Source organism: Psychroflexus sp. ALD_RP9 (assembly GCF_017311165.1).
Lineage (GTDB): Bacteria > Bacteroidota > Bacteroidia > Flavobacteriales > Flavobacteriaceae > Psychroflexus.
The window spans coordinates 2,281,007-2,302,036 of the sequence record NZ_CP062973.1 but is presented as its reverse complement, the minus strand read 5'-3'; the positions used below and the strand labels follow the sequence as shown (position 1 = coordinate 2,302,036).

The window sequence follows — 21,030 nt, the reverse complement described above, 5'->3', positions numbered from 1 at the left end:
AAAAGCTTTCCAATCATTCAATTAATTTGAATTGTGGAAAGCTTTTTTTAAAATGTTTAAAATATCTTTATATTATTTTAAAACGCTTACGGTCAACTTCTTTTAGATAGATTTTTCTAATTCTTAAAAAGTTTGGTGTTACTTCAACATATTCATCTTTTTGAATATATTCTAAAGCCTCTTCTAATGAAAACTTTTTTGCAGGAACAATCTTAGCCTTATCATCAGCTCCAGAAGAACGTACGTTGGATAGTTTTTTTGTTTTTGTAATATTAACAGTCATATCGTCTTGACGAGAATTTTCACCTATGACTTGGCCTTCATAAATATCTTCACCTGGATCTACAAAAAACTTACCTCGATCTTGAAGTTTATCTATTGAGTAAGGAATGGCTTTACCATTTTCCATAGAGACTAAAGAACCATTAAGGCGTTGAGGTATATCTCCTTTAAGCGGTTGGTATTCTTTAAATCGGTGAGCCATGATAGCTTCACCAGCTGTTGCGGTCATTAATTGATTTCTAAGACCTATAATTCCACGAGATGGTATTAAAAACTGAATAGTCATTCTTTCGCCTCTACCTTCCATGCTTAACATTTCACCTTTACGCTGGGTAACCATTTCTACCGCCTTACCAGAGACGTTTTCTGGTAAATCGATGGTTAATTCTTCAATTGGTTCGCATTTTACACCGTCAATCTCTTTAACAATAACTTGTGGCTGACCAATTTGAAGTTCGTAACCTTCGCGACGCATGGTCTCAATTAAAACTGACAAGTGCATTACACCACGACCGTAAACTATAAATTTATCTGCAGAATCGGTTTCTTCAACTCTAAGTGCTAAATTTTTCTCCAACTCTTTAATCAACCGTTCTTTGATGTGTCTAGAAGTTACAAATTTTCCATCCTTACCAAAGAAAGGCGAATCATTAATTGTAAAGAGCATACTCATCGTTGGCTCATCGATAGTTATGCTTTTTAAAGCTTCAGGATGTTCTACGTCTGCAACAGTATCGCCAATTTCAAAGCCTTCTAAACCAATAATAGCACAAATATCACCTGCCTTAACTTCCTTGACCTTTAACCTACCAACACCTTCAAAAGTGTATAATTCTTTAATAGGTGTTTTGGTTACGTCACCATTACGCTTAACTAAAGCCACAGGCATATTTTCTTTTAAAGTTCCGCGTTGTAATCGTCCGATTGCAATTCGGCCTGTATAAGAAGAGAAATCTAATGAAGTGATTAAAAGTTGTGGTGTTCCTTCTTCTACTTTTGGCGCAGGAATATGTTCTACAACCATATCAAGTAATGGCTCAACATTATCGGTCTGGTTATTTGGATCTGTACTCATCCAGTTATTTAAGGCTGAGCCGTAAACTGAAGGGAAATCGAGTTGCCATTCTTCTGCACCCAATTCAAACATTAAATCAAAAACTTTCTCGTGTACTTCTTCAGGTGTACAGTTGGGTTTATCAACTTTATTAATAACCACACAAGGTTTTAAGCCTAAGTCAATTGCTTTTTGAAGTACAAAACGCGTTTGCGGCATTGGTCCTTCAAAGGCATCAACTAATAAAAGTACACCGTCAGCCATATTTAAAACACGCTCTACTTCTCCTCCAAAATCGGCGTGACCTGGTGTATCAATAATATTAATCTTAGTATCTTTATATCTTACTGAAACGTTTTTAGAAACAATGGTAATACCACGTTCTCGTTCTAAATCGTTATTATCTAATATTAAATCACCTGTGGTTTCGTTATCACGAAACAATTTACAGTGATGCATAATTTTGTCGACCAAAGTGGTTTTACCGTGGTCAACGTGTGCAATAATGGCGATATTTCTAATATCCATAAATATAAACTTAATTTAAGCCGGCAAAGGTAATGTTTATTTGTTGTAGTTGTATGGTATTATATCAGTTTATAAATTGCAAAGTTTTATTATGCATATTTTGATGCGCAATAAAAGCTTACTGAAGTAAATAACAGCTTTATAACTTTAGAGCGGTGTGATTAAACACTTCTTTGATGCTAAAAGCTGACTGAGTGTTACTAATATGAGGAATTTTAGTTAGTTTTTCGACCATAAAAATCCTAAAACTTGACATTTCGTCTAAATTAACTTTAATCAAATAGTCGTAAGTTCCACTCACATGAAAACAAGCTACAATTTCAGGAATTAAAGCTATTTCACGTTCAAAAGCAGCTATTGATGCCTGGGTGTGTTCTTTTAATTGAATCATCACAAATGTCACAAAATCTTTCTGTATTTTTTTGGGATTAACTAAAGCTACGTAACGATCTATATAATTCTGTCTTTCTAATTTTTTTAACCGTTCATAAATTGCAGTTGGAGATAAGTTTAGTTTTAAGGCCAATTGCTTAGTTGTAAAGCGCGCATTTTCTTGTAATAAGTTAAGTAAATGTTTATCTGTTTGATCTAAAACTGCCATTCCTTTGTAAATTTATCTAATTGAACTCACCTAATGAAGTAAATATAGAATATTTTTTTACTATAATTTAGTTTATTAATTAAAATTACTAAATAAACAATTAATATTTGATTTTTATTCATCGATTTATAAATTTTGCTGAAAAATATGACATTATGAAACATCAACCAGCAAATGCTATTCAAGATCTTCAATACTTCGGTGAACAAGGCGGTGTAAATCCTTCTATTTCAGATAGCTCTACCTACACATTTTTAACAGCTAAAGCCATGAGTGATACTTTTGAAGGCACTCAAGAAGGATGTTACCTTTACTCCAGACATTCATCACCAGGCAATCAGTATTTATGTGATGCCTTAGCAAAAATGGAAGCGACTGAAGATGCACAAGTTTTCGCATCTGGTATGGGCGCGATTACATCGGTTATCTTACAACTATGTAAATCTGGAGACGAAATCGTATCAAGCCGAACTATTTATGGTGGTTCTTATGCTTTTATGAAAAATTTTCTGCCTGATTTCAAAATTAAAACTCATTTTGTAGATATTACAAACCTCAATCAAGTTGAAGCTGCTATTAACTCTAACACTAAAATTTTATACTGTGAAGCTTTAAGTAATCCTTTACTTGAAGTGGCTGACTTAACCAGCTTAAAAAAAATAGCAGTTAAATATAAGCTTACATTTATTGTAGATAATACATTTACACCTTTAGTAATTACACCTTCAGAATTTGGAGCAGACGTGGTTATTCACAGCCTAACCAAATTTATTAATGGTTCTTCAGATACGGTTGGCGGTGTTGTTTGTGGTTCAACTGAATTTATTAATGCATTGAAAGATGTGAATCATGGAGCTGCAATGCTTTTAGGGCAAACGCTTGATAGTTTAAGAGCAGCCTCCATTCTTAAAAACCTTAGGACCTTACCAATACGTATGCAACAGCACAGTAAAAATGCTATGTACTTGGCCCAACGCTTAGAAGAAGATGGCTTTAAAGTCGTTTATCCAGGATTAAAGTCGCACAAAAGTCATCTAAAAATGCAGCAACAGATACATCCTGAATTCGGGTACAGCGGCTTACTAACACTCGATTTAGGGACGTTAAAGCAGGCAAATGCGTTTATGGAAGCTTTACAAGCCGAAAATGTAGGCTATCTCGCTGTAAGCCTTGGTTTTTACAAAACATTATTTACCGCCTCAGGCAGTTCAACATCTTCAGAAATTAGTGCAGAAGAACAGCTTAAAATGGGATTAAGTGAAGGTCTAGTTCGGTTTTCTATTGGTTTAGATTTTGATATAGAACGGACATACAAAGCTATTGTGAAGTGTTTTAAATTATTACATTTACAAAAATAAATAGACATTTAAGTGATTAAAAATTCACATAGTTATGACAGAGTATCTTACGTTTGGTATTTTAAGTTTTACTTCATTTTTACTTTAATTAATCCACTAGGGACTATGCCTATCTTTATGACGATGACAAAAGATTTAGATCGTTATCATAGAACTAAAACTGCTCAAAAGGCCTCATTAGTGTCATTATTTACCATTATTGCATTTGCATTTTCAGGCCAATTATTATTTAATTTTTTTGGAATTTCGGTTAATAGTTTTAGAATTGTTGGTGGCGTTATTTTCTTTTTAATGGGAATGGATATGCTTCAAGCTCGGCTAAGTACTGTAAAAGTTAATAGTAGTAAGATCAACACCTATGTAAATGATATTTCAATTACACCGCTAGCTATTCCAATGATCTGCGGTCCAGGTGCAATTACCAATTCCATTGTTTTAATGGAAGATGCTAAAACAATTGAATTTAAATTAGTGCTCATTTTAAGTATTATATTGGTAGTTGCACTCACCTACTTAATTTTATTTAGTTCCTCACGAATTATAAAAGCATTAGGTGAAACTGGAAATAACGTGTTAATGAGACTAATGGGGTTAATTGTGATGGTCATTGCTGTTGAATTTTTCTTCAGCGGCTTAAAACCAATTATTACAGATATATTAAATCAGTCTTAACTTAATACCTAATATTAGTCTCTAGAATTGTAAACGTACTAGGTGAATTTCGGTTTAGCTGGTCTTCAGCTGAAATTACTAAACGCGTAGGTTTGAGTGCTAAAGAAGCCTTAATTTCTGCATATAAACTCGAACTAAATGTAGATTCCTTTACTTTTATTTGACCTAAGTTTACACTTCCTTGAGCAGTTTCGGCCCATAACACATAAAATTTTCGTTTAGGGCTTAAACGTTCTGGCTTTGTTAAATTGTTTATATCAACCTCAACTAGAAAATTATCATTATCATCTTTAGAAATTTTTGCAGTAGCTTCAGCCGAAGGTACTACCTCAGACACAGGAAATTCTACTTTTGTACTACAAGATGAAAATCCTAAAATACACACTAAACTTAATAAGAAGAAATTCCGTTTTGACCACATAAACATTTATTTAAAAGATTAAATCTGTTGTAAAAATAGTTATAATTGTAAAATCAAAATAAAATTAAATGAGAATTTATTTATTAGCCTTGTGCTGTATTCTACTTTCTTGTCAAACAAAGACCTACAATGTCGGTAAAATTGACACCAAGCAAGTAGAAATTGATTCAACTTTCGATAAGCCTAATGAAATCGAGGAGTTTGTAAAACCTTACCGTGAAAAGATCAATAACGAAATGAACAAAGTCCTCGCTTACTCGCCAAAAGCGATGTTTAAAAGTGAAGCAAATTTAAACACAAGCATCGGAAATTTAATGGCTGATGCAGTGCTTGAATTAGCTAAACCAATTTTTAATCAGCGTGAAAATCTAAAAATAGATGCTGTTTTACTCAATTACGGTGGAATTAGAGGTGGCATTAATAAAGGAGAAGTCACCACAAGAACGGCTTATAATATTATGCCATTTGAAAATGAAATTGTTGTGGCAAAATTAGATTCAGTCCGTTTTAAGCAACTTATCAATTACTTAGTTGAAGCTAAACGAGCTCACCCGATTGCTGGACTGAAACTTAATTTAAAAGCTAATGGGCAAATACAATCAGTTGAAGTTAATGGTAAACCACTTGATCAAGCATTTTATTATGTTGCTACTTCAGACTATTTGGTAAAAGGTGGCGATCATATGTCGTTTTTCACCAAAGCAGACACTACCTATAATTTAAACTACAAATTAAGAAGTTTATTGATTGATTATTTTGAGCAACAAGACACTTTAAGCTCAAAAGTAGATTCACGTTTTACGCAACTCTATCCAAAACCATGAAACGAAGACACTTTATAAAAACAACCACAACAGCAGCTGCCATTGGCGTTTCTGGTATAGGTTTAAGTAGTTTTACAAAACCTCAGCACCAAAAACATATCACTATATTACACACCAATGATGTTCACAGCCATATAGACCCGTTTCCTAAAAACCATTCTAAATATCCAAATTTAGGTGGTGCAAAACGGCGGTTTAATTATATTAATCATGTTAAAAAAGAAAATCCAAACACTTTAATACTTGATGCTGGTGATGCATTTCAAGGCACACCTTATTTTAACTTTTATGGAGGTGAATTAGAGTATAAAATCATGTCTAAGCTAGGTTATCATGCCTCTACTATTGGAAATCATGAATTTGACAACGGTATAGATAACATTGCTGCTCAACTAGAGTATGCACAATTTGACTTACTTAATGCTAACTACGACTTAAGTAACACCAGTTTAAATGGACTAACAAAACCCTATCAAGTTTACGAAATTGATGGTATCAACATCGGTGTATTTGGATTGGGTATAGAACTCAAAGGACTGGTATCAAAAGATTTATATAAGGAGACTAAATATTTAGATCCAGTTGAAGTTGCCAAAGATCAAGTTAAAATTTTAAAACGAAATGAACATTGTGACCTCATTATTTGTTTATCTCACCTAGGATATAGCTATAAGAGTAAAAAAATTGATGATTTAAAACTAGCCAAACAAACGCAGGATATTGATTTAATTATTGGTGGACATACACACACCTTTTTAGACCAACCTACACAAATTAAAAATGCCAAAGGAAAAAACGTAATTGTAAATCAAGTCGGTTGGGCAGGAATAAATATGGGTCGTATCGATTTTTATTTAAATGATGTCGAAAATTGGCAGAATTCTGGAACATCTCTAGAAGTTTAAAATAATAATAGATTGCAAACTAGCTTGTAAAACAGAATAACTCATTATATTTGTCACCACAATATTGGCCGCGTAGTTCAACTGAATAGAATATCAGATTTCGGCTCTGAGGGTTGCAGGTTTGAATCCTGCCGCGGTCACTTGTATAATTTAAAACCCATTGATAATCAATGGGTTTTGTGTTTTAATACTTTAATATGTGTCGCCAAATGTGTCGCCTTTATTTTTTAGTTAATAATCCTATTTAATCATATTAAATAAAATCAAGTTCTTCTTTTACTATGTTGATATAGTAATCTGCAATATCGTAATCATCATTAAAAATACTTCTTCTCGACTTGGTTGGTCTTCGAGAACATTTTCTACATGTTTATTGATCAGTAAAACTGTTTTCATAAACTTGTTTTCTAGGCTGCCATACCTTCTATAAAAGTAGTGATGAATTCGTTAATTTTATCGATAATTCTTGGGATGCTTTTCTTGCGAACTAAAATAGATTGCTTCTCTTTCATAGCTTTACGGACTTTTTCACGTAGAGCTGGAACTTCTTCAGCAAAGAGTTTTTCTTCAATTATTTTTTCAACCTGAGCTTCTTTTAATTGTTCATCTTCACAGATTTGCTTAAAGGCTTTACGCTGTTCTTTACTCCAATAAGCATCAAAGGCTTCCTGAACATTATGTACTTTTTGCCCTATGAGTTGCTCATCGATAAACTTCTCTATCAATTCTTTTTTACTTCGTAAATCTAAATCTCCCGAAAGAATATCTGATATCTGTTGGCGCTTTTTCTTCTGGTCTAAACTATCACTACTATCATTAATTTGAGCTAGCAAATTTAAAATATAGGCAACATTGATTTCATCCTTATGCATGAGCTCAATTTCAAAATCGACGTCGTTAAGTATCGAAGCTTTTTCAGGTTCAGTATGTTCTTTGGTTTTTTGATAAATGTCTAAATATTTACTTTTGTAATCTTCAAAAGTCTGCTCATCCATTTCTAAGTCAGCAAAGTTAAAATCTGAAAAAGTACTTAGTGCGTTCACCACACGCATCAATGCTCTAAAGCGTTTAACAAACTGCTCTTCTTCGATTTCTGAAGCTAATTCATTAACGCTATCAACGGTTGGAGCAACGGCTTTTAACTCTGCAAAAGCTTCTTCAAAAGCTGAAATATAATCTTCATAAGGCTCCATTAAAATGGTGTCTTTGGCTTCTTTATTAGAAAATAAAGCAATGGCTTCGTCGGTGGCTTCTTTTAGATTTCTAAATACCACTATATTACCATGTGATTTTTGCTTATTTATAATGCGATTGGTTCGCGAATATGCCTGAATTAATCCGTGGTATTTCAAATTTTTATCAACGTATAAGGTGTTCAGGTGTTTGCTGTCGAATCCAGTGAGAAACATATTGACAACGATTAATAAATCTATTTTTCGGTCTTTAACACGTTTCGCGACATCATTGTAATAATTATAAAAGTCTTGGCTGGATTTGGTAGAAAATTTAGTTTTAAATTGATGGTTATAATCTTCTAAGTAAGCATCAAGAGCTTCGCGGTTGTTAGAATAGTAAGTCTGCCTTGGTTCTGCAGCTTGTTGTTGCCAAGTGGTATCACCATCGGCTTCATCTAATTCCTGATTAGCTTCATAAGAAAAGATGGTAGCAACACTTAGGTTATGTAAGCCTTCTTCCTTTTTACGCTTAAAGGCTTCATAATAAATCTTTAAGGCATCTATACTGCTTACACAGAGCATTGCCGTAAATACGTTATGATGTGTTTTTACAGGATGCGATTTAATAATGTAATTGGCTATTTTATCAATACGGTCTTCAGATTCTAATACTTCTTTGGTATCGATATCTTCTACATCAATATCTATAAAATTGAGACTGCTTTCTGCTTTTTGTTTATAGCGGCCTACATATTCTACCGAAAATTTAAGAACGTTTTCGTCTCTAATGGCATCGGTAATCACGTATTTATGCAAACAATCCCCAAATAATTCTGTCGTGGTGCGCTTACCTAATTGATTTTTAATGGCATTATCGGCAAAAATCGGTGTACCTGTAAAGCCAAATAACTGAACCTTATTAAAAAACTTGGTAATGCGGTTATGTGTTTCTCCAAATTGCGAGCGATGACATTCATCAAAAATAAATACCATCTTCTTATCTTTTAGCGGCTGCATCTCAGTTTCGTAGCGTTTGCTCATAATGGCGTTATTCAATTTCTGAATAGTGGTCACCATCAATTTAGTGTCATCCCCAAATTGTTTAACCAGAGCTTTGGTATTATCTGTCCCATCGACGCTGCCATCAGAAAAGCTATTAAATTCTTTTGTGGTTTGATAATCGAGGTCTCGACGATCGACCACAAAAACCACTTTAGTGACTTCAGGAATATCTTTTATAATTTGACTAGCTTTAAAAGACGTTAAAGTTTTTCCTGAACCTGTAGTATGCCAGATGTAGCCGTTTTTGTTTGACTTTTTAACCCGATCTATTAATTTTTCTGTGGCATAGTATTGGTAAGGCCTTAATGCCATTAAAATGCGATCGGTTTCAGCTAAAACAATATATTGACTGATAAATTTTGACAATTGACAAGGCTCTAAAAAGCAGTCTGCAAACTTTGAAAGTTGGGTGATTTTTGAATTATCTTCTTTAGCCCAATAAAAAGTTTGCTTGAAATTAAGTGCCTTTAATCGATTATTGGCAAAATACTTGGTATTAACTCCATTAGAAATGACAAACAATTGCACCAATTGAAATAAGCCTGAACCTGAACCAAATGAATGGCTTTTATAACGTAAGATTTGGCGGTGCGCTTCAGCCATTTCACAACCGCGACGTTTTAACTCAATCTGAACTAATGGTAAGCCGTTGATGAGTATCGTAACATCATAACGATTTTCATATTTACCATTGATGGTAATTTGATGGGTAACCTGAAATTGATTTTTACACCAAGCTTGTGTATTTAAAAAGTCAAAATACTGTATATCTCCATTATCAAGCTCGATTTGTTGTTTTTGGCGAATCAGCTTAGACCGCTCGAAGACCGAACCTTTATTGAGAATATTGAGTACCCGTTGAAACTCTGTTGATGACCATTGCACACCGTTGTGTTTCTCTAACTGCTGTTTTAGATTAGCTAATAATTCTGCTTCGTTTTTAATGACTAGCCGTTGATATCCTAAACCTTGTAATTGTTTAAGGAGTTGTTCTTCTAATGCTGCTTCGCTTTGTCGTGTCATTTATACGTCTAAAAAGATTTTATTATAATGTTCTTGTATTGCTTTTACTTCATTTTCAGTTAATGCAGAAAATTCCTTATTCAATGCTCGTTTTGAAAGTATGCCTTCATTTTGTTCTAAAAAACGCACCAAGGTAGCGAGCAGTTTATCGGGCATTTCAAAATTTTCATCTATAAAAGCTTTAAACTCGTCATACTTCAACAAATAATTCACTTCTTCTGGAATAATTCGGTTGAGTGTATCGCTAACACAATCATACAAAAATTCGGCTTGTTTGGTGGCATCAAAATAACGATAAAAATCAATAGTTTCATTGACCACCTTCACATTATGGTCTGAAGTTGCTTCCCATTCAATAACATCTAATAAAGGATGCGAATAACTTTCTAGCACCTTTCTGTAATCTTCGATATGGTCTAGAATTGAAGCCGAAATTGGAAAAATAACGCCTTGTTTTGTAAATCTTTTTTTGGCTAAGATATGATGAATTATGTATCGGTGTAAACGACCATTACCATCTTGAAATGGATGTATAAATACCATGCCAAAAGCTATGGCGGCTGCCGCAAGTACTGCATCAAAGCCTTCATCTTGCATGCGTTGGTTGGCCTTTACTAAGCCATTTAATAGCGATAATAAATCTTCTTCTTTAGCAGAAATATGCGCTGGAATAGGTTCACCCGTAAGCCGATCATGTTCGCCTACAAAACCGCCTTCTTTTCTTAAACCTAGCTTTACAAATCGAGCATTTTCTATAATAATTTGCTGTAAACGTTCTAACTCTTCTATGCTTAGTGGTTTACTTCCAGCTTGGCCAATGGCTTTTCCCCAGCGCATGGCTCTGTTTGTTCCAGGATTTTCTTGCTCTATGCTAAAGGATGCTTTAGAATCTTTTAAAAGCAAAAATGAAGAGGCTCGTTGCAGAATAGACGTTTGAAAATTGGCTAAATACTTGTTTTTTTGCTTAGCTAATTGAGCGTTGATGTAAGCTTCTAATTTATCGGTTTTATAGATTAACGGACAAAATTCTCTTGTGCCTGGCAGGTTGTTAATAATTCTATGCCGCGCTGAATTTGTCCCGGTTATGGCATATTGTAGTTTTTGATCTAGTAAGGGTACATAATTACCTGTTTTTAAATCTGGTATGTCTAACTGTTCGTTTAACAACCATTCATACAAAAACCAAAGTTTTCTGCTGTACTGACCCAGTGCTTCTGAAGTAATCATGTTGGTAATATGATCTTTATCAATATGCGTAAATAGGGCTTTAATCACTAAAAGATTAATTCCTTCATACTTTAAAGCAAATACCAATTGTTTGTATAAATTATCTTCGGGTGTGTGTCTTGGCGTTAAAACTTGCCATCCTGAAGTGCTGTAACGGCGATTTTTTTGACTTATTAAAGCTAGTTTTTGAGGTAATGGCACTTGAAGCTGATGCGCTTCTATAATAGCAGCATAACCCACTAACAAACCAGGTTCTGGCGCTTGTCTTCCGTGAAAATTATGTATGCTGAATGAATATTGCTTAGTATTCATGCTTAAAAATGAAAAACATTTATTTTCAAATGTAGCTGAAAAATGATTACAACAAGTGAAAAACACTTATTATTTTACTGAAATATGAAAAGTACTTAAAAATGTAATGAAGTATTTTTGTGTAAAGGTTTTTTAAAATTAAAAAATCATGTGGCCTTATGGTAAGTGGTTTTTTGCTAAACATGATCTGCATTTATAGCCTTAGCAAAACTAAGATATAAAAAAAAACACACCCTGGGACGCTGTTCTTATGGGTAAGCGTGGTATGTACTGTTGCCGCAAATATAGTTTTGATTTTTATATCTGTAAAAATTTTAATTTTTTAAGTTATAAACAACTCATTTTAAACATATAACAAAAGTCTATTTAAATTTTCTAAAGGCTTGGATTAATTGTTGTATTACAAATCTTATTAATTGTTCTTTTCATAATTTTTGATCTCTAAATCTAGAATTGGTATCAATGACTTATATGAAAATCTATCTACATCTGTTCTTTCTTCACCAAATAGACTTTCAATATTCCAAAAATAATCTTGAAGATAATCGCTCAAGAGTTTAAATTCTATTGCTTTTATGTAATGCTCACTCCTTCTATAATCGAAATGCCCTACATGAGTATCTCTAATATCTTTAATATTTAGCTGTTCATATTTTTTCTTTATTTTTTTTGAAATACTTACTGCCTTTAGAAAATTGTCTGTTTTATCAATTAGTTTATTACTGAACAACAAGGCTTTTAAATTGTCTAAGCTATAAGATTCATCATTTTTTATAAGCTTATAAAGTATTAATACTGAATCATTTTGTACTAAATGATACAATCGCAAAAGATGATTTATATTTTTAAGCTCCTTATGTCTAAAATCGACATAAGCTTCCATATAGTCAACATTGTGCTTTAAAGTCATTATTAAAACACCTTGCGTTTGTATGATGTTTAAGAGCTGGTTTTCCATTTTATGACTTGTTCCTTAAGTTCAGTTAAAAATTTATAATTAACCAACGTCGGTTTACGCTTATATTTAATGTCATTATCACTCAATACATAAACATCTCCATTTTCTAAGTGAAAAGCCTGAACAGTATGAATGACAGAATTAAATTTATTACGATCTTTTGTTTGTGAAATTAGTTTTAAATCAAAGCATTTTCTTAATAATGTAGAAATAATAGTCAAAGAAATTTCTTTTAATGCCCCATTTCTTGTATTTACTTCTGTAAAGTTTAAAAAAGACAAATATGTATTTATTTCTTCTTCAACTCTTTTTAAGTAAAGATTTCGCATTTGGTTAAATTCTTTTTGATCATTAAAAAAATGTTTTTTGTTTTCTCCCATAATACCTACACAAACATTTTCTGCAACAAGCCTTTTTTGAATTCTTGGGTTTGTTCTAATTGGTGTTGAGCGGACTCAATTTTACGGTCGATCGCGCTTAAAAAATTAGCGATTTTGTTTTGTTCTTTTTTTGAAACTGGAAGAAACATTTTTTTACTTAAAAAAGTGGTATTTGTAATGTTTATAGTGTTTTTTGCACCTTTTTGAATTATTGAACTTAGATAGTTTGAAGTATTAATATTTGATTCAAAATAAACGTGTAGTATGTAACCCAAATCTTTTGTTTCAGGAGTAAATACACCATACAATGGAGATACTATTACTTCCTTATCTAAATGGCTTTGTTTTATTATACCTAAAGGAAAATCTCCTGTTGGACTTTTTGTATATATAATGTCATTAGGTAAAACTCTATTATAATTATCAGTATTTTTTGCAGCAAAACTTCTACCTAAATGCTCTATTTGATTAATTACACCTTTGTGAACTGAAACCGAGTGTACTATTTCTTTCCCTGTACTCTTTAGTTTATGTTCATGTAAAATATCCTTAAATTTTCTCTCTTCCCAATCTGGAAAATCATTTCCATCATCTTGTTTAAAGCGAATCTCTTGGCTAAAGATTTTTTGCATCACGCCTTTTTTGTACAAGGCTAATTGTTCTACTTTTTGACTAAGCAAGTCAATCTTTTGGTCAACCTGACTTAAAAAATTAGCGATTTTTTGTTGTTCGGGGAGTTTTGGTAATATTAATTTGTACGGTTTAAGAAATTGGATATTGATGTTTTTTTGAGCTGCAGCAGATGCAAGCCTATCCATTCTTTCTTGTTCAATTGAAAGCAAATAGTTTAGAAAAAAATTATCAAACCCATCATTACAAATTATACCAACTAAACTATCAGGACAAGCCATGTCTATATCTAAAACACCTGTATAACCAATGTTAGCTGCTATTGTAATTAAAATTGTGCCCTTTTCAAATAATTTACTGACTTTAAGACCATTCTCGTTTAAAGTCTGTGAATAATGTGAAATAATTCCATTAGAATTCACAACATCACTGGTTTGTACAAAAGGAATGTCACCATTATAATATATAGGATTGTTTCTAGGTCTAGGAGTAAACCTTCCTCTTTCAATTTTAGAAATCTCCTTTAGTTTATATAGGTTCCATTCCCCATCAAACTCAGGAAAGCGTAATTCGGGTGTGTTTTTTTTAGTGTTGGTTTTCATTTTAGTGTTGGGTTTTAGGCTTGTTTCGGCTCCGCTCAACATGCCTTTTAGTGGGTTCGTCGTTTCGGCTCCGCTCAACGACCGCTTCGTTTCGGCTTCGCTCAGCGACTGCGTCATTCCTCGTTGACTGAGCTTCGTTGTTTCGGCTTCGCTCAACAATCTCATCATCCGTTGACTGAGCGGAGTCGAAGGCAACATTCTTAGCAGCATTTTCGTTTTCGGAAAGGTCGTTTCGGCTCCGCTCAACGACCGTGACATCCGTTGGCTGAGCGGAGTCGAAGGCAACCGCATCATTTCTCGTTGGCTGAGCGGAGCCGAAGCCAACGTGTGATGTTTCATTCAAACACCGCGCTAACTCATGTAATTTTTCAGGGAAACCATTTATTAAAGCTTCTTTCTTTTTTCTGCTCCAGCCTTGTATTTGCTTCTCTCTGTAAAAAGCTTGATCTATTCTGCTAAAAGTTTCAAAATAAACCAGTTGAACAGGCCAATACTTTTTGGTATGCTTGGCGGCATTTCCACTTTGGTGTTCTTGCAAACGCCGCTCTAAATGTTTGGTGCTTCCTGTGTAGTAACTTCCATTACTACATTTTAAAATATACATGTATCCCTTAACCATCATTAAAAAGGCGTTTTAATATTCAACTCCTGACAAAAGCTTTCTATTTCAGCATCTGTAGCGCTGATATCTTGGTCAATTTGCTTCAACTTATGGCTAACTGCCTCTAAATCTATGGGTTCTTCTTCTTCAAAGGTATCGACATAACGTGGAATGTTTAAATTGTAGTCGTTTTCTTCAACTTCATCTAGAGTTGCCACATAAGCGTATTTATCGACTTCAACTCGGTTTTGATAGGTTGTAATTATTTTTTCAACATGCGCATCAGTCAAATAGTTTTGGGTTTTTACTTTTTCAAAATCTTCAGAAGCATCAATAAACAAGATATTATTACTGTTTTCACGGCATTTTTTGTACACCATAATACAGGTAGGAATACTGGTACCATAAAAAATATTGGCAGGTAAGCCAATTACAGCATCTAAGTAATTTTTTTCTTGAATTAAATATTTCCTGATGTGGCCTTCTGCTGCGCCCCTAAATAATGCGCCATGTGGTAAAACAACAGCCATGGTTCCATTTTCGTCTAAATGGTGAATCATGTGTTGTACAAAGGCATAATCTGCTTTAGATTTTGGTGCGAGTTTACCGTAATTGCTAAAACGCTCGTCACCTAAAAATAAATCGTTAGCCGACCATTTGGCAGAAAAAGGTGGATTAGCCACAATGGCTTCGAAAGTCATTTCAAAATGCTGTGGTTTTTCTAGTGTATCTTCTTGGCGAATATCAAAACGCTTGTAATGCACATCGTGCAAAATCATGTTCATTCGCGCTAAGTTGTAAGTAGTTCGGTTTAGTTCCTGCCCATAAAAGTTGGCTACATCTGTTTCTTTAGCCACCCGAAGTAGTAAAGAGCTACTTCCACAAGTAGGGTCGTAAACCGATTTAATTTTAGACTTGCCTAGCGTTACGAGCTTTGCTAAAATTTTTGAAACTTGTTGCGGCGTATAAAACTCGCCTGCCTTCTTCCCTGCTCCACTGGCAAATTGTGCAATTAAGTATTCGTAAGCATCACCTAGCACATCGCTTTCGGTGTCTTGAAGCTTGAAATCTATTTTATCTAAATGCGCCAAAACTTTGGCAATAAGACTGTTTCTTGCCTCTACGCTTTTACCTAGTTTGGTAGAATTAAGGTCTAAATCTTCAAATAAGTTGCCAAAATCGTCTTCTGACTCTGTTCCTAAAGTACTTTGTTCAATATTATTAAGGATGGCTGTTAAATCTTCAATAATAAAATTACTTTGGTCAACAGCTTGTTTATTACCACGTTTAGCAATTTCTGAAAATAACTCGTTAGGTTTTAAAAAATAACCTAATTTGCCCAAGGTTTCTTCACGAACAGCATCCAGGTATTCGGCATCGGCTGGATTTTCGGTATTTAGATTAATAAAATGAAGTCCATCATCTTTCAACAAATCATCTGCGTAAATATGCATTTTTTCAGATAAATACTTGAAAAAAATAAAACCAAGAATATAGTCTCTAAACTCGTCTGCATCCATTTTACCACGGAGTTCATTGGCAATATTCCAGAGTTGAGTTTCGAGTTGTTTTTTGTGATCTTCAGACATGTTTAAAGGATTATTTTTTTGAATATTTAAAACTAACCAAACTAACTTTATCACACAAATTAAAATACGATTAGATTTGTTAGCTTGTGGAATAGGTTTAATATTTCAAGATTGAAGTTTTTGAGGGGAGTTTTACCAACTAATTGCAAATTAATTAGTCCAAATTATGATGTATCTTTAAAAAAACTCAGGCTAGTTGAAGTGCAATTTAATGTACAATTATAGCTGCTTACTGTACAATCATGTGGTTTTATGTATTTATGAAGTTTTTTTGAGAAACTAGTAACAATCATACACTAACATACATGAAAATACATTGTATTACCTGAAGACTTTTAAAAATACATGTAGATACATCGTGTTTAATGATTTAAAAAGCATCATCAATCACATAGAAAAACATAATTTTAATAAATTATAGTTTCAATGGCTTCAATGCTTAAAACAATGGCTTACTCTAGTTTTAGTTTAGATTTACCGTTGATACCGTTGAAAGCTGTTTGTTATTTAAAGAATTTTTGATGTCTAATTTAAACCAACACTAATAGGTTTTTATACTTAAATTTGTTTTACAATGTTATGTATTACTTTTTTTGCTTAAATATAGACTTAGGATTAAAGTGCGTGGAATGGTAATTTATGTATTAGATTTAATACTCTTCAAAACTTTTTCTTTTTATAATTTCGCCCGTACCACAATAACACTCCAGTTACAGGTAAACTCGCAGTTAGCAAACTAACCAAAAACGCAATAATTTTCCCAGCAATACCACCAATTGCTCCAATGTGTATGTCGTAATTCATTCGCTGAATTTTGTCCGCTACTTTTGCGTCTTTATATTTTCCGTAAATACTTGGTGTTTCTATTTCCTCTAGAGTGTTTTGGTCAAAAAATCTAAAATCTGAATCGTAATAAATTCCTTTTGTGTTTGAAACTTCAACGTAAATACTTTCGTCTGCTGTTTTGGGATAGTGTAATTCAAAACTTTCTGCATTTGGATTTTCAATTGAAAGTTTTGTAATTAAATAGTCCATTGGAACTTTACTTTCTCTATCTTCAATTTCGCTTTGATTTTCAGGTATAATAAAAGCGGGAACTTTTTCGCCGCCTGTTGATTTGTAAACCACATATTTCAACCAATTGTAAGACATCATTGAGCCTGTAAAAGCTAAAATTAATGCGAGTGAACAGATGTAAAAGCCAACAACCGTATGCAAATCAAAGTTTTTACGTTTCCAGCGTGTTGTTTTTTTCCAATCAAATTTTAAACGTTGTTTTAAGTTTTTACGTTTTTTGGGTAACCATAGTATAAATCCTGAAATAATGATTGCTATAAAAATTAAAATAGAAACTCCTACGACCTGTTCGCCAATAGTTTTAGGTAACCAAAGCCGCATATGACCTTTTAGTATAAATGCAAAAAATCCTGACAGATGATTATCAACTTGAATTACTTCCCCTGAATATGGATTTAAGAAAACGCTTTGATAGAATTCTGGTTCGGCATCATAAAAAATTACTTCAATAGCATCGTCTTCCTTTTTAAACAAAGTTCCGTGAACCGTATTATTTGGAAAAACATCTTTTGCTAATTTCTTTGCTTGTGTTGGTGTTAAAATTGCTTTGTCTTGTGGTATAACTTTTTTGTAGTCATCATACAGGCTTTCAATTTCGTCTCTAAACGCCCAACAACAACCAGTTATAGAAACAATAAAAACTACTAAACCGGTCGTTAAACCTAAATATTTATGTAATTGAAATATGATTTTTTTAGCTGACATTATTTAAAATTTAAAAAAGAGCAACTTTAATAAAAAGTTACTCTTTTTAACTTGACTAATTAAAATTGATATGAGAAGTTTGCCAATAATGCTCTAGGCTGTTGTGGGTTAATGGTTGTCCAACCTTTGTAATATTCTTTGTTAAAAGCATTGTTCAGCTTTAAGCCAACTCTGTATTTATCAGCTTGGTAAAAAACAGAGGCGTTTGCAATCGTGTAACTTGGTAGAATAAATTCACCTGTCGATTCGTAGTTGATTGCAAAACGTTCGCTTGCTCCATTAAATCCTAAGCCTAAGCCAAAACCGTCTAAGATACCATTTTGAAATTCATAATTTGCCCAGAAATTATAAAGTGTTTCTGGTCCTGCCTCAAGTGGTCTTTTGTTTAAGATTTCAGTATTATCAGTTTCAATTGTTTCACTATCATTATTGCTAAAACCAGCCCTTATATTTAAGCCTTTTAGTGGATTGGCATTAATTTCAATTTCAAAGCCTTTACTTACCACTTCACCACCTTGGATTTTGTTAAAAGGCGATGAAGGATCAGTTATTACACGGTCTTTTACTTTAATATCATAGTAACTAATCGTGGCATTTAATCGATTATTAAAGAGATTTGTTTTAAAACCAAATTCTAATTGGTTTGCTTGTTCTGGATCAAAGGTTTTTAAAGTTTGCGGACCTTCATCAGGATTACCAACTAACTGAGGTGCTACATTAGTAAAACCATTCTGGTAGTTTCCAAATACAGATAGTTTATCCTTTATGGGTTGATAAACAACACCAAATTTTGGTGATAAAGTAGTTTGATCATAATCATCATCAAGATTTGCTAAATCACCTTCATTATCAAAATGGTCTAATCTTAAACCTATCATTGCCGAAAGATTGTCTGTAAAGTTGATAACATCAGACGCATATAAACTATAAATATGGTATTTTGACTTCACGTTACTAACGCCTTGTGATGCTAATGCAGCATCAACACCTGAAGTTGAAAGCGGATATGAATCATTCTCTACACCTGGTGTAAAAGGATTATCTCCGTTAGAACCACCATCAGGCGTAACATTTCCATAAAAGGCATATCCAGTGCTGTTGTTTGTTTGCGTTTCATTAAAATAATCGATACCTATAACCATTCTATTTCGTAGTGAAGCGATTTTGAAATCTCCGATGAAATTTTGTTGAATATCGGTTGTTTGCGTATTTGAATTCTGTTTATTGATAAAACGAGTATACGTATTGCCCTCTAAAATACCGTAGTCAAATAAGTATGAATAGTAACCTTTTGTAGAAGTTGAGCTTTTGGAAAGTAAGGTTTGCGATCGCCATGTATCCGTTAACTTATAATCCATTTCAATTCTGTAATTCTGCGTTGGATTTTGCAATGTTAAATCGTTACTAGTAAATGACAACTTATTGTTGTAATTAAGTTCATCAAGATTTGATGCAACAGTTGGAGCACTTCTATTTAGAAATAAAAAGGTTGGATTGGTTTGTTCTGCTTGGGTAATTTCTCCGTAAAATGAAAATGAAAGACGGTTATTTACCTTGTATGATAATGATGGTGCAATAAAAAAAGATTTTCTAAAACCAGCATCTTGAAAGCTTTGTTCTGTTGTGTAAGCTGTGTTTAATCTGAAATATAAATTATCTTCTTTACTTAAGGCAGTATTGAAATCTCCGACGATTTGATTTAGTCCGTAAGATCCAGAAGTAAAAGATAATTCGCCACCAGTTCCTACGTATGGTTTTTTAGTAACTACATTTATAAGCCCTCCATAAGAGCTTACTGCATTTCCAAACAAAGTTGCAGATGGACCTTTTAGAACTTCAATGCGTTCAATGTTTGCAGGATTTATTGTTCCATTTGTTAGACCTGGAAGTCCATTTACCAATTGTGGTTGAACAGAAAATCCACGAAGCGAATAATATCCAGCACCGTCGCCACCACGACCAGTTGAAGTCCAAAGTTGTTCTACACCTGTTGCATTTTTTAAGGCGTCGTCAAAATTTGTGACAATTTGTGATTTTAGGATTTCATTTGTAACTGAACTATAAACTTGCGAATTTTCGATATCCTTTAAAGGAAGTTTTGAAACATAAGCAGTTTTTCTTCTTGAAAACTTGTTACGACGTTTTCCGTTTATAATAACCTCGCTTAATATTTCATTTCCCTCGTAAAGGGTAATTGTCTCTAAGTTTTTGTTTTGATTATTTTTAACTGAAAGTTGAATTTCTTTTGTTTTGAAACCCAAATAAGATATTAAAAGTGTGTAATTGCCATTTTCTAAATTTGAGATTTCAAATTTGCCATTTTTATTTGTTTGTGTGCCTATTGTTGTGTCTTTAAAATAAACATTCACGCCTGAAAGAGGTGATTGATTGTTGTCCTTTACAGTTCCTGATATTGTACCATTTTGTGCTAAAGCTAAATTTGTTAACAAGAGTAAAGTGAGTAATGGTAATAAGTTTTTCATTTGTTTTTGTTTAGACTTAATTTAAATAAAAATTTCCGCAAAAATATATATGTTCTATGGAATGACAAAATTATTTATACTAAATCTAAATAATAATTTTTAAGGATTTGATTTTCTGTTATTAATAGATGTTTCCTCGCTTCAAAGGCAAAAATTAACGAGTTTAAACATATTATCCCGTATTTATTTTAAACTTTATAACTAATTATGGTTTAAACTGATATACTTTGTTGGTAGTTGGTTAGAGGCTTATATTTGAAACTAGATTCAACTTCTTGCTTTTAAATTTAATCGAAGTCACCAAAAATCATTTTTATTATTGAAATTGTTATTTACACACTTATACCCTATTATACACCTTTACACTCATTTTAAACCGCTTTAGGCATTTTTTATGTCAGATTATGTTTAATCATGATATGTTTATGACATTTTGTGATGCTTTGTCTAATTTTTTAAAATGTAAGATTTTTTGTCTAAGTATTTGTTATTCTTTGCTTTATAAAATACACATCTTTTATATTAATAAAATCAGGTGAGCTTTAATCTTTTAGTGATTCA

Annotated in this window: 16 protein-coding genes and 1 tRNA gene; 5 read left to right on the top strand and 12 right to left on the bottom strand. The window is 32.9% G+C overall.

Annotation, left to right across the window (positions count from 1 at the left end):
* Window positions 1-67: 67 nt before the first annotated feature.
* On the bottom strand, window positions 68-1,864 hold the full coding sequence (gene typA, locus IMZ30_RS10815) for a translational GTPase TypA (protein ID WP_207038313.1): 1,797 nt from the start codon (window positions 1,862-1,864) through the stop codon (window positions 68-70).
* 139 nt (window positions 1,865-2,003) lie between these two features.
* Complete coding sequence (locus IMZ30_RS10810; RefSeq protein WP_207038312.1) at window positions 2,004-2,465, bottom strand: Lrp/AsnC family transcriptional regulator; 462 nt, start codon at window positions 2,463-2,465, stop codon at window positions 2,004-2,006.
* 155 nt (window positions 2,466-2,620) lie between these two features.
* Here IMZ30_RS10810 and IMZ30_RS10805 point away from each other — a divergent pair, with 155 nt between their 5' ends.
* On the top strand, window positions 2,621-3,823 hold the full coding sequence (locus IMZ30_RS10805) for an aminotransferase class I/II-fold pyridoxal phosphate-dependent enzyme (RefSeq protein WP_207038311.1): 1,203 nt from the start codon (window positions 2,621-2,623) through the stop codon (window positions 3,821-3,823).
* 12 nt (window positions 3,824-3,835) lie between these two features.
* On the top strand, window positions 3,836-4,495 hold the full coding sequence (locus IMZ30_RS10800) for a MarC family protein (protein WP_410523992.1): 660 nt from the start codon (window positions 3,836-3,838) through the stop codon (window positions 4,493-4,495).
* Window position 4,496: 1 nt separating this feature from the next.
* Here the strand turns inward: IMZ30_RS10800 and IMZ30_RS10795 are convergent, their stop codons facing one another.
* Entirely contained in the window at window positions 4,497-4,916 is a 420-nt protein-coding gene (locus IMZ30_RS10795) for a hypothetical protein (RefSeq protein ID WP_207038310.1), read from the bottom strand.
* 68 nt (window positions 4,917-4,984) lie between these two features.
* Between IMZ30_RS10795 and IMZ30_RS10790 the strand changes: the two genes are divergently transcribed.
* From IMZ30_RS10790 to IMZ30_RS10780, 3 genes are all read left to right on the top strand, one after another.
* Entirely contained in the window at window positions 4,985-5,740 is a 756-nt protein-coding gene (locus tag IMZ30_RS10790) for a 5'-nucleotidase C-terminal domain-containing protein (RefSeq protein WP_207038309.1), read from the top strand.
* Window positions 5,737-6,645: a bifunctional metallophosphatase/5'-nucleotidase gene (locus IMZ30_RS10785; protein WP_207038308.1), complete on the top strand. Its 909-nt coding sequence runs from the start codon at window positions 5,737-5,739 to the stop codon at window positions 6,643-6,645. Before IMZ30_RS10790 ends, IMZ30_RS10785 begins: the two co-directional genes overlap by 4 nt.
* Window positions 6,646-6,711: 66 nt before the next feature.
* A tRNA-Arg gene (locus IMZ30_RS10780) sits at window positions 6,712-6,785 on the top strand.
* A 267-nt stretch (window positions 6,786-7,052) separates the two neighbouring features.
* On the opposite strand, the gene IMZ30_RS10775 is transcribed toward IMZ30_RS10780, so the two are convergent.
* The 9 genes from IMZ30_RS10775 to IMZ30_RS10735 form a co-directional block, all read right to left on the bottom strand.
* Window positions 7,053-9,905, bottom strand: a complete 2,853-nt coding sequence (locus IMZ30_RS10775) for a type I restriction endonuclease subunit R (RefSeq protein ID WP_207038307.1) — start codon at window positions 9,903-9,905, stop codon at window positions 7,053-7,055.
* On the bottom strand, window positions 9,906-11,444 hold the full coding sequence (locus IMZ30_RS10770; RefSeq protein ID WP_207038306.1) for a Fic family protein: 1,539 nt from the start codon (window positions 11,442-11,444) through the stop codon (window positions 9,906-9,908).
* A 412-nt stretch (window positions 11,445-11,856) separates the two neighbouring features.
* The gene (locus tag IMZ30_RS10765) at window positions 11,857-12,402 is read right to left on the bottom strand and encodes a hypothetical protein (protein ID WP_207038305.1); all 546 of its coding nucleotides are present in this window, start codon (window positions 12,400-12,402) and stop codon (window positions 11,857-11,859) included.
* Window positions 12,384-12,782, bottom strand: coding sequence for a hypothetical protein (locus IMZ30_RS10760; protein WP_207038304.1), 399 nt, complete (start codon window positions 12,780-12,782; stop codon window positions 12,384-12,386). Before IMZ30_RS10760 ends, IMZ30_RS10765 begins: the two co-directional genes overlap by 19 nt.
* Window positions 12,783-12,787: 5 nt before the next feature.
* Window positions 12,788-14,014, bottom strand: a complete 1,227-nt coding sequence (locus IMZ30_RS10755; RefSeq protein ID WP_207038303.1) for a restriction endonuclease subunit S — start codon at window positions 14,012-14,014, stop codon at window positions 12,788-12,790.
* 1 nt (window position 14,015) lies between these two features.
* Window positions 14,016-14,636: a GIY-YIG nuclease family protein gene (locus IMZ30_RS10750; protein WP_242529659.1), complete on the bottom strand. Its 621-nt coding sequence runs from the start codon at window positions 14,634-14,636 to the stop codon at window positions 14,016-14,018.
* On the bottom strand, window positions 14,636-16,204 hold the full coding sequence (locus IMZ30_RS10745) for a type I restriction-modification system subunit M (RefSeq protein ID WP_207038302.1): 1,569 nt from the start codon (window positions 16,202-16,204) through the stop codon (window positions 14,636-14,638). The genes IMZ30_RS10750 and IMZ30_RS10745 overlap by 1 nt, the downstream gene beginning before the upstream one ends.
* Window positions 16,205-16,864: 660 nt before the next feature.
* Entirely contained in the window at window positions 16,865-17,986 is a 1,122-nt protein-coding gene (locus IMZ30_RS10740; RefSeq protein WP_207038301.1) for a PepSY-associated TM helix domain-containing protein, read from the bottom strand.
* Between the two features lie 59 nt (window positions 17,987-18,045).
* Window positions 18,046-20,469, bottom strand: coding sequence for a TonB-dependent receptor (locus IMZ30_RS10735; protein WP_207038300.1), 2,424 nt, complete (start codon window positions 20,467-20,469; stop codon window positions 18,046-18,048).
* Window positions 20,470-21,030: the final 561 nt, after the last annotated feature.

Bases quoted from the DNA above. Each gene is read 5' to 3' on its own strand.
- typA (WP_207038313.1), bottom strand. From the start codon at position 1,864: ATGGATATTAGAAATATCGCCATTATTGCACACGTTGACCACGGTAAA.
- IMZ30_RS10810 (WP_207038312.1), bottom strand. From the start codon at position 2,465: ATGGCAGTTTTAGATCAAACAGATAAACATTTACTTAACTTATTACAA.
- IMZ30_RS10805 (WP_207038311.1), top strand. From the start codon at position 2,621: ATGAAACATCAACCAGCAAATGCTATTCAAGATCTTCAATACTTCGGT.
- IMZ30_RS10795 (WP_207038310.1), bottom strand. From the start codon at position 4,916: ATGTGGTCAAAACGGAATTTCTTCTTATTAAGTTTAGTGTGTATTTTA.
- IMZ30_RS10790 (WP_207038309.1), top strand. From the start codon at position 4,985: ATGAGAATTTATTTATTAGCCTTGTGCTGTATTCTACTTTCTTGTCAA.
- IMZ30_RS10785 (WP_207038308.1), top strand. From the start codon at position 5,737: ATGAAACGAAGACACTTTATAAAAACAACCACAACAGCAGCTGCCATT.
- IMZ30_RS10775 (WP_207038307.1), bottom strand. From the start codon at position 9,905: ATGACACGACAAAGCGAAGCAGCATTAGAAGAACAACTCCTTAAACAA.
- IMZ30_RS10770 (WP_207038306.1), bottom strand. From the start codon at position 11,444: ATGAATACTAAGCAATATTCATTCAGCATACATAATTTTCACGGAAGA.
- IMZ30_RS10765 (WP_207038305.1), bottom strand. From the start codon at position 12,402: ATGGAAAACCAGCTCTTAAACATCATACAAACGCAAGGTGTTTTAATA.
- IMZ30_RS10760 (WP_207038304.1), bottom strand. From the start codon at position 12,782: ATGGGAGAAAACAAAAAACATTTTTTTAATGATCAAAAAGAATTTAAC.
- IMZ30_RS10755 (WP_207038303.1), bottom strand. From the start codon at position 14,014: ATGAAAACCAACACTAAAAAAAACACACCCGAATTACGCTTTCCTGAG.
- IMZ30_RS10750 (WP_242529659.1), bottom strand. From the start codon at position 14,636: ATGATGGTTAAGGGATACATGTATATTTTAAAATGTAGTAATGGAAGT.
- IMZ30_RS10745 (WP_207038302.1), bottom strand. From the start codon at position 16,204: ATGTCTGAAGATCACAAAAAACAACTCGAAACTCAACTCTGGAATATT.
- IMZ30_RS10740 (WP_207038301.1), bottom strand. From the start codon at position 17,986: ATGTCAGCTAAAAAAATCATATTTCAATTACATAAATATTTAGGTTTA.
- IMZ30_RS10735 (WP_207038300.1), bottom strand. From the start codon at position 20,469: ATGAAAAACTTATTACCATTACTCACTTTACTCTTGTTAACAAATTTA.